The organism is Achromobacter sp. ACM01, from assembly GCF_014851745.1.
Classification (GTDB): domain Bacteria; phylum Pseudomonadota; class Gammaproteobacteria; order Burkholderiales; family Burkholderiaceae_B; genus Achromobacter; species Achromobacter aegrifaciens.
This window is the reverse complement of record NZ_JACVAF010000003.1, coordinates 439,879-454,241: the sequence shown is the minus strand read 5'-3', so window position 1 is coordinate 454,241 and position 14,363 is coordinate 439,879. Positions and strand designations below refer to the sequence as shown.

Genomic DNA, 14,363 nt, shown 5'->3' with positions numbered 1-14,363 from the left:
GCATGTTGCAGCGTGAACGGGTCAAGTTGGCCCGTTGCCCCAGATGCAAGCATGACCTAGAGGGCCGTGAACTGCAACATCCCCGTTGCGTAACGGGGACGCATACGGGTTATCACGGGTGTTTGCCTTGGCGGCGCAGTGCGGAGGGCAGGGCCGGCAGCGTCAGCGAGCGGGGCGGCCGGGCGGCGGGATCGGCTTCGCGATCCGCCATGACAGTGGCCCAGTCCAGCAACTGGAGCTGGCCGTCGTGCGTCTCCGCCAGGGCGGACAAGCTCTCCACCCAGTCGCCGTCGTTGCAGTAGAGGATCTCGCCCACGTAGCGCAGTTCGGCCTTGTGGATATGGCCGCAGACCACGCCGTCCAGGCCCCGTCGCCGGGCTTCGCCCGCCAGCGCCTCTTCGAAGTCCGTGATGAAGGACACGGCGTTCTTGACCTTGTGCTTCAGGTATTGCGACAGGGACCAGTAATGCAGTCCCAGACGGTGGCGCAGCCGGTTGAAATGATGGTTGATCCACAGCGCCAGTTGGTAGAGCCCGTCGCCCAGGTGGGCCAGCCAGCGGCTGTGCTGGATCACGCCGTCGAACTGGTCGCCATGCAGCACCAGCAGGCGCTGCCCCTTGGCGGTGGTGTGCACGTCCTCGTCCAGGATCTCGATGTCGCCGAAGGCATAGCCAGCGAACTCGCGCGCGAATTCGTCATGGTTGCCCGGGATGAACACGACCCGGGTACCGTTGCGCGCCTTGCGCAGGATGCGCTGGATGACGTCGTTGTGCGCCCGGGGCCAGTGCCAGTGCTTGCGCAGCTGCCAGCCGTCGACGATGTCCCCCACCAGGTAGAGCGTGTCGGAATCGTTGTGGTCCAGGAAGTCGAGGAGGAATTCCGCCTTGCACCCGGCGGTGCCCAGGTGAATATCGGAAATCCAGAGGGCGCGCCAGTGCGCGGGGCGGATTTCGTTCACGGTCGCTTTCCCAGGGGCTGTGCTCATGCCTGGGAATGAAACCATCCGGCGATGACCGGAACGTGAACGCTGCGTGACGCTGTTGTGACGGCGGGCGAGGCTCTGCGATGCACGGCGGACCGCCGTGCATCGGGTTCATGGGTTCGGGGGGGGCCGCGACCGGAGTCGGCGGTCAGGGCTGCTGCGGGTTGGCCTTCTTGGCCCGCAGGCGCTTCCAGATGCCGCCGCCCAGCGCGGCCGCGGCCAGCAGGCCGACCTTGGCGAACTTGGCCAGGAAGGCGGCGATCACGGCGAACAGGCCCAGTTTTTTGGCCGCTACGCCAGCCACCAGGGCGGCCAGGCCGTACTCGGCCACCTTGTCGGTCGAGGAGTTGAAGTCGGCGTAGCGCTTGCCTTCGACGTAGTTCAGGTTGTCCAGCAGGGTCAGCACGGCCGTCTTGTCCTTGGGCACCATGCTCTTCTGCGTGATCAGGTCCAGCGTGATGTAGCCGTCGCGGCCCAGCGCGTAGGTGTTGTAGTTGACGGTGGGGTTCTCGGTGGCGCTTTCGCCCTTGTGCTTGACCGCGACCGACCAGACCAGGCGCTGCGAGTTGCTGTCGTACTTCGGCGCCTCGACCCAGCCGTCCATGATCAGTTCGGGGAAGCCACGCTTCTTGCGCTCTTCGTTGGACTGCTCGGTGCCTTCGCGCAGGCTGTCCAGCAATTCGTTGACGTTCCAGTTCTTGGCGTCGTCGTCCTTGATGTAGCCGGCCTTGTCGAAATTGACGGTGATGACCCAATCGTCATCGTCGCTCTTGGGCATCACCACGCCCAGCAGGGAAGGATCTTTGCCGTTGCCGTAGGCCGCCATCAGCCGGTCCGCCTGCAGGCGCGGCACGAAGAACATGGATTCGGGCAGATGCACGACCGCCTGCTCGCCCAGTTTGACGTCGGCGGGCCCTTCCTGGGCAGCGGCGAAGGCGGCCTTGGTGGCCGCTTCGATTTCCTGTTGGGCGGCGGCGTTCTGCGCCAGGGCGCCGGCGGGCAGCAGGAACAGGGCGCTGGCGGCGGCCAGCGCAACACGGGAAAGGAAAGCGCGCATGATGGTTCTAGGGCGTCTGAAAAAAGGGGCCCCATTGTCTTTGCGGTCGACTTTCAACTTTCTGAAAGCAAACAGCTAATTCGGCGCACGATGTTGCCGTTTGTCGCAGAATGTATACGGCGCGTCGGCTGACGCTGCCGGCGCAGGCTAGCGGGCCTTCTTGTGGCGCGGCGCGTTGCGCAGCCGCGTGCCCAGGATGCGATCGTGCAGGAACTGGCCGTCGGGATCGAACCAGGACCAGACGAAGATGGTGAAGGGCGCGGCGACGATGAACATGTCCATCGAAGGCCAGCCGGTGGCGCTGGCGGCCGCCCACACGACCGCCGCGCCGGCCAGCACCAGAGGCCAGACCAGGACGTAGCGCAACATCAGGCGGGTCGTGGACGGGGTGTTGCCGTCGCGGTCGACCAGGCGGATGTTCCAGGTTTTCATGGGCAGGGTCTGGCCGCGGCGGCGCCAGCACAGCACGAAATACGCTCCGATGGCGACGAACAGCCAGGCCTGCCGGGCGCCGCGCAATTCCAGCGCGTTCTTGCTCTGGGTCAGGGTATCCAGCAGGTAGCCAGCCAGGAACACCACGCCAAACAGCAGCACGGCTTCGTACATCATGCAGGCGAACCGGCGCAGCCGGTTGGGGGTCTGGTCGAGGAGGGCGTCGGTCGTCATGGGTCGCTATTATCCGACAAAGCCCAGGCCTTCCAAGGCAAAAAAAAACCCACCGGTAAGGGCGGGTCTTAAAAGGGGCTATGCAGCCCCCAAGGGGAAAACTGTTCAGGCCGTAAGCCTGGGCCTTGCTCAGGCGGCGGAGTGCGCGTTCTTGGCGCTCGTCTTGCCAGCCAGGGCACGGATGCCGTGGGCCAGCTTACGCAGGCCGGCGGCCAACGCCCGCATCGGGTGCGGACGGAATTGTTCTTCGATAGCCTGGAGCATCAGTTGGCGCTCGAGTTCGTCGGTCAGGCGGATGGTGTTGTTCGGGTTGATCACAATAGCCTCCACGGGCTTGCACTGTTTGTTTAGCTACTAGGGATAACCCGAATTATAGGGGTTAACCCTGAACTTGTGCAAGTGCCTGGTGCATATTGGCAACACCTTGGTGCGATGATGCGCTCAAACAGTGCTGGGGAAAACCATAAGCAAAGATAAGCGCGCCATGTTGCGGCGCCTTTACAACGCGCTGTTCAAGGGGAAGGGGGCGCCCGGGGGCCGGAACCTCCCGGGGCGCAGGGGCGCTCAGGCGTCGCGGTAACCGGCCGCGACCAGCTCGAAACCGAACATGCGGCAGTCCAGCGAACCGTTGTGCAGCGGCACGCGGCGCTTGGGCTTCAAGCGCATCTGGTTGGGCAAGGTGAGGTCGCTGGTGATGACGTGCAGTTGCCAGCCCGCGAAATTGCGCTTCAGGCAGGTGGCCCAGTCGCGCCACAGATCCGCGTCCTGTTCGGTCCCCATGCGCTCGCCATAGGGCGGGTTGGTGACGATCCAGCCGTGGTCGGCGGGCGCCGTGACGTGGCGGGCATCGCCGACCTCGAAGCGGATCGAGTCTTCGGTCAGCCAGGCGCGTTCGGCGTTGTTGCGGGCGAATTCGATCGCGCGCGGGTCCAGGTCGTAGCCGACCAGCGGCGCGTCCAGTTGCGGCAGGATGCGCGCGCGGGCATCGTCCTTCAGGTCGCGCCAGCGGTAGGCGTCATGTCCGCGCAGGCGTTCGAAGCCGAACGGGCGCGAGATGCCCGGGGGCACGCCGAGGGCGATCCAGGCAGCCTCGATCAGGATGGTGCCCGATCCGCAGAACGGATCCAGCAGCGGGGCGGCCGGATCCCAGCCCGCCAACGCCAGCATGCCTGCGGCCAGGTTCTCGCGCAGCGGCGCCTCGCCCTTGTCCAGGCGCCAGCCGCGCTTGAACAGCGACTCGCCCGAGGTGTCCAGGTACAGCGTCGCGGTATGCCCTGTCAGGAACAGGTGCACGCGGGCGTCCGGACGCACGGTGTCGATGCTGGGGCGTTCGCCTTCCAGTTCGCGCAGGCGGTCGCAGATGCCGTCCTTGGCGCGCAAATTGCAGTACTGCAGGCTTTGCACCGGGCTCTTGATGGCCGAGGTATCCACGCGCAGGGTCTGCTCCGCGCCGAACCAGCGCTCCCAGGGAGTGTCGCGGGCCAGGTCCAGGATGTCGTCTTCGTGCGAAATCTCGGCATGGGCGACCTGCACCAGGATACGGGTGGCCAGGCGCGAATACAGGTTGGCGCGCTGCACGCCGGCCCAATCGGCCGTGAACGAGCAGCCAGCGCGGCCGGCCTGGGCGTCCTCGAAGCCCAGCGCCTGCATTTCGGCCGTCAGCGCCTCTTCCAGTCCTTGCGGGCAGGGGGCGAAGATGGGAAATGTTTCCGCCTGGCGGGTTTCGCGCGGACGGCGGCTGCGGACCTCGACGGCGGGTTCGCGGTGGTCTTGGTCCCGGTTACGTGCTTCGACAAAATCCGATTCGTGCTCGGGTTCAGCCTGATATTCCGGCGCCGGACCGTCGTCCTCGAACGGGTCGTAGAAGCGTCCCGCCGGGGTGGCCGGCGCGATGTACTGGTCGTCGCGCAGGCGCGGCGCGCGCTGCGGGGCGCGGCCGGAGCGGCCGCCGGATTCAGTTTCGCGGCGCGGGCTGTCGGCCCGCTTGCGGTCCGTAGCAGGTCGCCCCGATGCCGCCCGGTCCGAGGCGCCGCGTCCCGGCGCCGCCCGGTCCGACGCGCCGCGCGCGGACTGGCCGCGGCCGGCGCCGCGCGGGCCACGGGCTTCCTCGTCCTTGCGCCGCTGATAGGCGGCGGGATCTTTCTGGCGTTCGATGCTTTCCTTGGTGCGCTCCTGTTGCGCGACCAGACGGGCGCGGGCGCCGCTGCGGGTGCGCTTGGGGGCGTCTTCGGCATAGGCGTCGCGCGCCGTTTTCTTGATCGTCAGCGTCTTGCGCGGGCGGTCCTGTTCATCAGAGGACATACAAATCCTGGCGAATGTGCAGAGGTAGGGGTATCAGAAGGGTTTGACGACGACCAGCGCCACCACCACCAAGAGCAGCAAGACGGGAACTTCGTTGAACCAGCGATAGAACTTGTGCGAACGGGTGTTTTTGCCCTGTTCGAATTTGCGTAGCATCAGGCCACAGGCGTGATGGTAGCCGATGACGAGCAGGACGAAAAAGAGCTTGGCGTGCATCCAGCCGTTGCCGGGGCCCACGCCGATGCGATAACCCAGATAGAGCCACATGCCGAATACCACCGCGACCACGGCCAGGATGGTGGTGAAACGGTACAGGCGGCGCGCCATGCCCAGCAGGGTGGTCTGGACCGCGGGGTCCGATTGCTGCGCCAGATTCACGAATATGCGCGGCAGGTAGAACAGGCCGGCGAACCAGGAAGCGATAAAGACAATATGAAAGGTCTTGACCCAAAGCATGGCCATGGCGCGATCCAGTCGAGGAAAGCCGCATTGTAAGCTGCGCCACTACGCGTTCAGGCCAAGAGGCAAAGCCCCGCGGGCAGGGCTTTGCGAGGAGGCGGCTCAGATCACGTACAGGTCGACGTACTCGTGGACCGGCATGGCTTCCAGCCGCTTCTGGTCCAGCGAGGCCTGCAGGATGCGGTCTTGCTGGCGGGCTGGAAACATGCGCGCCAGATTGGTGCGGAACTTGGTTTCCAGCAGCGGTATGCCTTCGGCGCGGCGGCGCTTGTGGCCGATGGGGTACTCGCAGACGATCTCGTCCAGCCGCGTGCCGTCCTTGAATTCCACCGTCAGCGCATTGGCGATCGAACGCTTGTCGGGGTCGTGATAGTCGCGGGTATAGGCCGGGTCTTCCACGCACACAATCTTGTCGCGCAGCGCGTCGATGCGCGGATCCCGCGCCACCGTGTCCTCGTAGTCGGCCGCGGTCAGGCGGCCGAACAGCGTCGGTACCGCCACCATGTACTGGATGCAGTGGTCCCGGTCGGCCGGGTTGGCCAGCGGTCCCTTCTTGTCGATGATGCGGATGCAGGCTTCGTGCGTGCGGATTGTGATTTTCGCGATGTCGTCGGCGTTCTTGCCGGCGGCCTGCAGCCGGGCGTGGAGTTCCATTGCGCACTCGACGGCGGTCTGCGCATGGAATTCGGCTGGAAACGAAATCTTGAACAGCACGTTTTCCATCACGTAGCTGCCGTAGGGGCGCTGGAACCGGAACGGCTGGCCTTTGAACAGCACGTCGTAAAAGCCCCAGGTCTTGGCCGTCAGCACGGACGGATAGCCCATTTCGCCGGTCCGGGCGATCAGCGCCAGGCGCACGGCGCGGCTGGTGGCGTCGCCCGCGGCCCAGCTCTTGCGGCTGCCGGTATTGGGCGCGTGGCGATAGGTGCGCAGGCTCTGGCCATCGACCCAGGCCAGCGACACCGCATTGATCACTTCATCGCGGCTCAGGCCCAGCATCTGCGCCACCACGGCGGTGGAGGCAACTTTCACCAGCACGACGTGGTCCAGGCCGACCTTGTTGAAGGAGTTTTCCAGTGCGATGCAGCCCTGGATCTCGTGCGCCTTGATCATGCCGGTCAGCACGTCGCGCATCAGCAGGGGCGGTTTGCCGGCCGCGACCGCCGTGCGGGACAGCCAGTCGGCGGTGGCCAGGATGCTGCCCAGGTTGTCGGACGGGTGGCCCCATTCGGCGGCCAGCCAGGTGTCGTTGAAGTCCAGCCAGCGGATCATCGTGCCGATGTTGAAGGCGGCCTGCACGGGATCGAGCTGGAATTGCGTGCCCGGCACCTTGGCGCCGTGGGGCACGGTCGTGCCGGGGACGATGGGCCCCAGCAGTTTCCTGCACGCTGGATACTCCAGCGCTTCCAGGCCGCAGCCCAGCGTGTCGATCAGGCAGTTGCGCGCCGTTTCGTACGCCAGGCCGCTCTGGATTTCATACTTCAGGACGTAGTCGGCGATATCGACCAGAACCAGGTCGGGATCGGGACGGACGTTGGAGATCGGGGCAGACATAGCGGTACCTCTCCATGGAATGAATACAGGTGGCCATGCCGTGCCCTCGTCCGCGCCCTGGTGTCGTGGCTTACTTGCGCTTTTCCAGCGGCACGAACTTCTGGTCTTCCGGGCCCACGTAATTGGCGGTGGGGCGGATGATCTTGTTGTCGATGCGCTGCTCGATGATGTGGGCCGACCAGCCCGCCGTGCGCGCGATGACGAACAGCGGCGTGAACATGGCGGTGGGGACTCCCATCATGTGATAGCTGACGGCCGAGAACCAGTCCAGGTTGGGGAACATCTTCTTGATGTCCCACATGACCGTTTCCAAGCGTTCGGCGATGTCGAACATCTTGGTGCTGCCGGCCTTCTTGGACAGTTTCTTGGCCACTTCCTTGATGACCTTGTTGCGCGGGTCGGACACGGTATAGACGGGGTGGCCAAAGCCGATGATAACTTCCTTGGCTTCGACGCGGCGGCGGATGTCGGCCTCGGCCTCGTCCGGGGTTTCATAGCGCTTCTGCACGTCGAAGGCCACTTCGTTGGCGCCGCCGTGCTTGGGGCCGCGCAGCGCGCCGATGGCGCCCGAGATGGCGGAGAACATGTCCGAGCCGGTGCCGGCGATGACGCGGGCCGTGAACGTGGACGCGTTGAACTCGTGTTCGGCGTACAGGTTCAGCGAGATGTGCATGGCCTTGACCCACTCGTCGCTGGGCTTTTCGCCGTGCAGCAGGTGCAGGAAGTGGCCGCCGATGCTGTCGTCGTCCGTCTGCACGTCGATGATGCGGCCGTTGTGGCTGTAGTGGTACCAGTACAGCAGCGCCGAGCCCAGGTTGGCCATCAGGCGGTCGGCGATGTCGCGCGCGCCCGGGGTGTTGTGGTCGTCTTTTTCAGGCAGCACGCAGCCCAGCACGGACACGGCGGTGCGCATCACGTCCATCGGGTGGCTGGCGGCGGGCAGGGCTTCCAGTGCGGCTTGCAGTTGGGCGGGCAGGCCGCGCAGGCTGCGCAGCTTTTCCTTGTAGGCCTTCAGTTCGGCCTTGTTCGGCAGCTTGCCGTGGACGAGCAAGTGGGCGATTTCCTCGAACTCGCTGGCGTCGGCGATGTCCAGGATGTCGTAGCCGCGGTAGTGCAGGTCGTTGCCGCTGCGGCCGACCGTGCACAGTGCGGTGTTGCCGGCGACGACGCCGGACAGCGCAACCGACTTCTTGGGCTTGAAGCCGGCTTTTTCTTCCGGCTGGGCGTCCGTCTTGGCCACTTGCTTCTTGGGAGCCGTGCTCATGTCTCTACTCCTTCCTTTCGCGATGGTCGTTGCTATTGGGGGTGGGCATGCAAGGCGCCGGGCGGCTGCCGCGACGCCGGAAACCGTGGGCTGGCTTAGGCCTTGCCCTTCTGGAACAGCGCGTCCAGCTTCGATTCGAATTCGTGGTAACCGATGCGGTCGTACAGTTCCTCGCGCGTCTGCATCAGGTCCACCACGTTCTTCTGGTGGCCATCGCGGCGGATGGCGGTGTAGACCGCTTCGGCTGCCTTGTTCATGGCGCGGAAGGCCGACAGCGGGTAGAGCACCATGCCCACGCCCACGCTCTTCAGTTCTTCCACCGAGAACAGCGGCGTCTTGCCGAATTCGGTGATGTTGGCCAGCACCGGCACCTTGACCGCCTTGACGAAGCGGTCGTAGGTAGGCAGGTCGTAGGCGGCTTCGGCGAAGATCGCGTCGGCGCCCGCTTCCACGCAGGCCAGCGCGCGCTCGATGGCGGCGTCCACGCCATGGGAGGCAATCGCGTCGGTGCGGGCGATCAGGTAGAAGTCCGTATCGGTGCGGGCGTCGGCCGCGGCCTTGACGCGGTCGGCCATTTCTTCGGTCGAGACGATTTCCTTGCCGGGGCGATGGCCGCAGCGCTTGGCGCCGACCTGGTCTTCGATGTGGCAGGCGGCGGCGCCGAACTTGATCAGGCTCTTGACGCTGCGGGCGATGTTGAACGCCGACGGGCCGAAGCCGGTATCGATGTCGACCACCAGGGGCACGTCGCAGACGTCGGTGATGCGGCGCACGTCCGTCAGGACGTCGTCCATGGTGTTGATGCCCAGGTCGGGCAGGCCCAGCGAACCAGCCGCGACGCCGCCGCCGGACAGGTAGATGGCGCGGTAGCCGGCGCGCTTGGCCAACAGCGCGTGATTGGCGTTGATGGCGCCGATGATCTGCAGGGGGCTTTCTTCGGCAAGCGCGCGGCGAAAGAGGGCGCCGGCGGATTCGGGTCTGGACATGGGTGGTCTCCGTAATTTGGACCGGGTGTTTTCGTGGGCCCCGGATGAAACGACTGGACTGCGGACTGGCGCGTTGCAGGCCAGGCCGGGATGCGTCCCGTCCTGGTTCCTGACCTTACAGCGGGCCCGGAAAATAAATCTGTCCCCTTCGCGACATTCCTTTGCGCAGGGGCAAAGGGACAGGTTTATGTTTCGGTCTTGCCTAGGAATTGGGCCCGCGCAAACGGGCCCAATTCTTTACTCATGCGCTGCTTACTTCAGCAGGTCCTTGACGCCGTCGCGCTCTTCGAGGAGCTCTTTCAGCGTGAAGTCCAGGCGCTCGCGCGAGAAGGCGTCGATTTCCAGGCCTTCGATGCGTTTGTATTCGCCGTTTTCGGTCGTGACCGGCACGCCGTAGATGATGCCTTCGGGGATGCCGTAGGAGCCGTCCGACGGGATGCCCATCGTGACCCACTTGCCGTTGCTACCCAGGACCCAGTCACGGACGTGGTCGATGGCGGCGTTGGCAGCCGAAGCGGCCGAGGACAGGCCGCGGGCTTCGATGATGGCGGCGCCGCGCTTGCCCACGGTGGGGATGAACGTGTCGCGGTTCCAGGCGTCGTCGTTGATCAGCTTGGACAGCGATTCGCCGCCGACGGTGGCGAAGCGGTAGTCGGGGTACATCGTGGGCGAGTGGTTGCCCCACACGACCAGCTTTTCGATGTCGGCGACGGCCTTGCCGGACTTGGCAGCCAGTTGCGACAGGGCGCGGTTGTGGTCCAGGCGCAGCATGGCGGTGAAGTTCTTGGCGGGCAGGTCCGGCGCCGACTTCATGGCGATGTAGGCGTTGGTGTTGGCCGGGTTGCCGACGACCAGGACCTTGACGTTGCGGCTGGCGACGTCGTTCAGGGCCTTGCCCTGAGCCGTGAAGATCTGGGCATTGACCGACAGCAGGTCCTTGCGTTCCATGCCGGGGCCGCGCGGGCGGGCGCCAACCAGCAGGGCCACGTCGGCGTCCTTGAAGGCGGTGCGCGGGTCGCTGTGGGCGGTGACTTCTTGCAGCAGCGGGAAGGCGCAGTCATCCAGTTCCATGATGACGCCCTTCAGGGCCTTTTGCGCTTTCTCGTCGGGGATTTCCAGCAGTTGCAGGATGACGGGTTGATCTTTACCCAGCATTTCGCCGGAGGCGATGCGGAATAGCAGTGCGTAACCGATTTGGCCGGCGGCGCCGGTGACGGCGACACGCAAGGCAGGCTTGGACATGGACGTTCTCCGTAATGGTTTGGCGAGAAAAAATCTCACCAAGCAGTGTAATCGTTGGGCGTGAAAATCAACGCGTGTGCAACGGCGTGCGCAGCGGCAGGCGCGGGGCCCGGACAGCGTTGAATCCTAGATCGAATTTACGTGTCCGTCAATTGCTCTTCTATCTTATATAAGACATAAGACGTTGGACAGCCGCCCGGCCGATATGCCACAATAGCGCGTTTATTCGAATGCGCCGCAACCCGGTTTCGGTTGCGCGCCTGTATCAAGCCAGAACACTGGCGGCAGCAGCGCATTGCGGATGGGTTCGCTGCCTTGCGCCGCCCTCCCATTTCCCCGGATAAACATGACTCAATCAAAAAGATCCATGGCAGAGCCCCGGCCCGAAACCTCCTTACGCATTCGCGCCGCCCGCACGGCGGGCGAGGGGGCCGCTTTCAGTCCGCTCTACCGGCAAATCAAGGATCTGCTTGTCCAGAGCCTGGAACGCGGCGAATGGAAGCCCGGCGAACTCATCCCCAGCGAAATCGATCTGGCTGCCCGTTTCCAGGTAAGCCAGGGCACGGTGCGCAAGGCGGTCGATGAGCTCGCTGCCGAGCACATGCTGCTGCGCCGCCAGGGCAAGGGCACTTTCGTCGCCACCCACCACGAAGCGCGCGTGCGCTACCGCTTCCTGCGCCTGGCCGCCGATGACGAAGGCGAGGCCGGCCGGGCCGAAAGCCGCATCCTGGAATGCCGGCGCCTGCGGGCGCCCGCCGAGATCGCGCGCGCCCTGGACCTGCGTGCTGGCGAAACCGTCGTCATGATCCGCCGCCTGCTGTCCATGGGGCAGACGCCCACCGTCGTGGACGACATCTGGCTGCCCGGTTCCATTTTCCGTGGACTGACCCTGGAGCTGTTGACCGCCAACAAGGCGCCGCTCTACGGTCTGTTCGAATCCGAATTCGGCGTGAGCATGGTGCGCGCGGACGAAAAGCTGCGCGCGGTGATCGCGCCGGCCGAGGTCTGTCCGCTGCTTAATGTTCCCGCCGGGACGCCGTTGTTGCAGGTTGATAGGGTGTCTTATACGTATGGTGACCGCCCCATGGAAATCCGCCGGGGGTTGTACTTGACCGATCGATACCACTACCGCAATAGTCTGAATTGATGAGTTTTTTACCTACGATTTGATACCGACCCTATCTCTGGGCGAAAATACCGTGTTTGCCCGCAAGGGCTACGGCATTTCCGCCGTAACGATTCCCTAGTTCCGAAACACCGAGGCCGTCATGTCCGACACCGCTGCCAAGCCACGTCCGCAGTTTCGCAATATTGGTATTGCGCAACTCGCCAGCTACCGCCTGCCCCTGGCCGGCAAGCTGTCCATCCTGCACCGCGTCAGCGGTGCGCTGCTGTTCCTCTGTCTTCCCTTGGTCATTCTGCCGCTGTTCGCGGCCAGCGTGGCCGCACCGCAGACGTTCGCAGCCGTGGCCGCGTACGCCGGCAACCCGATCGTCAAGCTTGTCTTCCTGGTCCTGATCTGGGGCTATCTGCACCACTTCTGTGCCGGCATCCGCTACCTGCTGCTGGACCTGCACATCGGTATCGACAAGCTGTCGGCCAAGAAGAGCGCCGGCGTGGTTTTCGGGGTGAGCCTGGCGCTGACCCTGGTGTTCGCTCTCAAACTGTTCGGAGTGCTGTAATGGCCGACGTCAAAAACTACGGACCCAAGCGTCTGGTCGTGGGCGCCCATTACGGCGTCATGGATTTCATCATCCAGCGCATCACCGCCGTCATCATGGCCGTGTATACGCTGGTGCTGCTCATCGGCATCCTGATGATGCCGGCCTTCACGTACGAGCACTGGACCGCGCTGTTCAACTTCTACGTGGGCGTTCTTCCGGTTGGCCAGATCCTGGCCACCCTTGCATTCATTGCGCTGGCCTGGCATGCCTGGATTGGTGTGCGCGACATCTGGATGGACTACGTCAAGTCGGTGGGCGTGCGCCTGCTGCTGCAAGTGCTGACGATCCTCTGGCTGGTCGGTTCGGTCGTTTACTTCGCGCAAATCCTCTGGAGCATTTAAGCCGTGGTCTCTGTCATGAAATCCCTGCCGCGCCGCCAGTTTGATGTGGTGGTCGTTGGCGCCGGTGGAGCCGGCATGCGTTGTTCGCTGCAACTGTCCCAAGCGGGCCTGTCCGTTGCAGTGCTGTCCAAGGTGTTCCCCACGCGTTCGCACACGGTTGCCGCACAGGGCGGCGTGAGCGCCTCGCTGGGCAACATGAGCGAAGACAACTGGTACTGGCACATGTACGACACCGTCAAGGGTTCGGACTGGCTGGGCGACCAGGACGCCATCGAATTCATGTGCCGTGAAGCGCCGAACGCCGTGTACGAGCTCGAGCACTTCGGCATGCCGTTCGACCGCAACCCCGACGGCACCATCTACCAGCGTCCGTTCGGCGGCCACACCGCCAACTTCGGTGAAAAGCCGGTCCAGCGCGCCTGTGCCGCTGCCGACCGCACCGGCCACGCGCTGCTGCACACCCTCTACCAGCGCAACGTCGCCGCGCGTACCCAGTTCTTCGTCGAATGGATGGCGCTGGACCTGCTGCGCAACGAAGCGGGCGACGTCGTGGGCGTGACCGCCCTGGAAATGGAAACGGGCGAAATCTACATCCTGGAAGCCAAGACCACGGTGCTGGCCACCGGCGGCGCCGGCCGCATCTGGGCCGCTTCCACCAACGCCTTCATCAACACCGGTGACGGCCTGGGCATGGCCGCCCGCGCGGGCATTCCGCTGCAGGACATGGAATTCTGGCAATTCCACCCGACCGGCGTGGCCGGCGCCGGCGTGCTGATCACCGAAGGCGTGCGCGGCGAAGGCGGCATCCTGCTGAACAAGGATGGCGAACGCTTCATGGAGCGCTATGCGCCCACGCTGAAGGATCTGGCCCCGCGCGACTTCGTGTCCCGCTCGATGGACCAGGAAATCAAGGAAGGCCGCGGCTGCGGTCCGGACGGCAGCTACGTGGTCCTCAAGCTGGATCACCTGGGCGCCGACGTGATCAACAAGCGTCTGCCCTCGATCCGCGAAATCGCGATCAAGTTCGGCAACGTGGACCCGATCAAGGAACCGATCCCCGTCGTTCCGACCATCCACTACCAGATGGGCGGCATTCCGGCCAACTACCACGGCCAGGTGCTGACGCGCGAAAACGGCGAGAACAAGATCGTCAACGGCCTGTACGCCATCGGCGAATGCGCCGCGGTGTCGGTGCACGGCGCCAACCGCCTGGGCACCAACTCGCTGCTGGACCTGATCGTGTTCGGTCGCGCCACCGGCAACCACATCGTCAATTCGCATCCGGAACGCCAGCACGCGCACCAGCCCGTGCCGCAGCAAGCCGTCGAATTCTCGCTGGACCGCATCAACAAGCTGGAATCGCGCACCTCGGGCGAGAAGACCCAGGACATCGGCAACGCCATCCGCTTCTCGATGCAGCGCCACTGCGGCGTGTTCCGCACGCTGGAACTGCTGAACGAAGGCGTGACCCAGATCGAAGATCTGGCCAAGCAAGCCGACAACATCTACTTCAAGGACAAGTCCAAGGTGTTCAACACCGCGCGCGTCGAGGCGCTGGAATTGGCGAACATGACCGAAGTGGCCCGCGCCACGATCAAGTCGGCCGCCAACCGCACCGAAAGCCGCGGCGCGCACGCGCTGGACGACCACCCGACGCGCGACGACGAGAACTGGCTGAAGCACACGCTGTGGTACTCCGAAGGCAGCCGCCTGGATTACAAGCCCGTGCAGATGAAGCCGCTGACGGTCGAGTCCTTCCCGCCCAAGGCGCGTACCTTCTAAGTCCG

General features: G+C 64.7%; 14 protein-coding genes. 4 read left to right on the top strand and 10 right to left on the bottom strand.

Going from position 1 to position 14,363, the window contains the following annotated elements; translation table 11 throughout:
- Window positions 1–112: 112 nt before the first annotated feature.
- The 10 genes from IB268_RS16855 to IB268_RS16810 all read right to left on the bottom strand — a co-directional run bounded on the left by IB268_RS16855 (window position 113) and on the right by IB268_RS16810 (window position 10,511).
- The gene (locus tag IB268_RS16855; protein WP_119450948.1) at window positions 113–985 is read right to left on the bottom strand and encodes a UDP-2,3-diacylglucosamine diphosphatase; all 873 of its coding nucleotides are present in this window, start codon (window positions 983–985) and stop codon (window positions 113–115) included.
- A 145-nt stretch (window positions 986–1,130) separates the two neighbouring features.
- A complete protein-coding gene (locus IB268_RS16850; protein WP_054450732.1) occupies window positions 1,131–2,039 on the bottom strand; it encodes a DUF2167 domain-containing protein in 909 nt (302 codons plus the stop codon).
- Between the two features lie 147 nt (window positions 2,040–2,186).
- Window positions 2,187–2,705, bottom strand: a complete 519-nt coding sequence (locus IB268_RS16845) for an RDD family protein (RefSeq protein ID WP_054450734.1) — start codon at window positions 2,703–2,705, stop codon at window positions 2,187–2,189.
- 129 nt (window positions 2,706–2,834) lie between these two features.
- Window positions 2,835–3,023: a hypothetical protein gene (locus IB268_RS16840; protein ID WP_006389355.1), complete on the bottom strand. Its 189-nt coding sequence runs from the start codon at window positions 3,021–3,023 to the stop codon at window positions 2,835–2,837.
- A 246-nt stretch (window positions 3,024–3,269) separates the two neighbouring features.
- Window positions 3,270–5,006 (bottom strand): class I SAM-dependent RNA methyltransferase, encoded by a 1,737-nt coding sequence (locus tag IB268_RS16835; RefSeq protein ID WP_192354548.1) that lies wholly within the window; start codon window positions 5,004–5,006, stop codon window positions 3,270–3,272.
- A gap of 33 nt (window positions 5,007–5,039) precedes the next feature.
- Window positions 5,040–5,468, bottom strand: a complete 429-nt coding sequence (locus IB268_RS16830; RefSeq protein ID WP_175163653.1) for a CopD family protein — start codon at window positions 5,466–5,468, stop codon at window positions 5,040–5,042.
- Window positions 5,469–5,567: 99 nt separating this feature from the next.
- The gene (locus IB268_RS16825) at window positions 5,568–7,019 is read right to left on the bottom strand and encodes a bifunctional 2-methylcitrate dehydratase/aconitate hydratase (RefSeq protein WP_192354547.1); all 1,452 of its coding nucleotides are present in this window, start codon (window positions 7,017–7,019) and stop codon (window positions 5,568–5,570) included.
- 70 nt (window positions 7,020–7,089) lie between these two features.
- Window positions 7,090–8,283, bottom strand: coding sequence for a 2-methylcitrate synthase (gene prpC / locus IB268_RS16820; RefSeq protein WP_042792448.1), 1,194 nt, complete (start codon window positions 8,281–8,283; stop codon window positions 7,090–7,092).
- A gap of 95 nt (window positions 8,284–8,378) precedes the next feature.
- Window positions 8,379–9,269, bottom strand: coding sequence for a methylisocitrate lyase (prpB, locus tag IB268_RS16815; RefSeq protein WP_054450739.1), 891 nt, complete (start codon window positions 9,267–9,269; stop codon window positions 8,379–8,381).
- Between the two features lie 252 nt (window positions 9,270–9,521).
- The gene (locus tag IB268_RS16810) at window positions 9,522–10,511 is read right to left on the bottom strand and encodes a malate dehydrogenase (protein WP_013392305.1); all 990 of its coding nucleotides are present in this window, start codon (window positions 10,509–10,511) and stop codon (window positions 9,522–9,524) included.
- A 367-nt stretch (window positions 10,512–10,878) separates the two neighbouring features.
- Between IB268_RS16810 and IB268_RS16805 the strand changes: the two genes are divergently transcribed.
- The 4 genes from IB268_RS16805 to sdhA all read left to right on the top strand — a co-directional run bounded on the left by IB268_RS16805 (window position 10,879) and on the right by sdhA (window position 14,358).
- Complete coding sequence (locus IB268_RS16805; protein WP_042792450.1) at window positions 10,879–11,658, top strand: GntR family transcriptional regulator; 780 nt, start codon at window positions 10,879–10,881, stop codon at window positions 11,656–11,658.
- 121 nt (window positions 11,659–11,779) lie between these two features.
- Complete coding sequence (sdhC, locus tag IB268_RS16800) at window positions 11,780–12,193, top strand: succinate dehydrogenase, cytochrome b556 subunit (protein ID WP_013392307.1); 414 nt, start codon at window positions 11,780–11,782, stop codon at window positions 12,191–12,193.
- Window positions 12,193–12,576, top strand: coding sequence for a succinate dehydrogenase, hydrophobic membrane anchor protein (sdhD, locus tag IB268_RS16795; RefSeq protein WP_013392308.1), 384 nt, complete (start codon window positions 12,193–12,195; stop codon window positions 12,574–12,576). Before sdhC ends, sdhD begins: the two co-directional genes overlap by 1 nt.
- Window positions 12,577–12,591: 15 nt before the next feature.
- Entirely contained in the window at window positions 12,592–14,358 is a 1,767-nt protein-coding gene (sdhA, locus tag IB268_RS16790) for a succinate dehydrogenase flavoprotein subunit (RefSeq protein WP_225589297.1), read from the top strand.
- The last annotated feature ends 5 nt before the right edge of the window (window positions 14,359–14,363 follow it).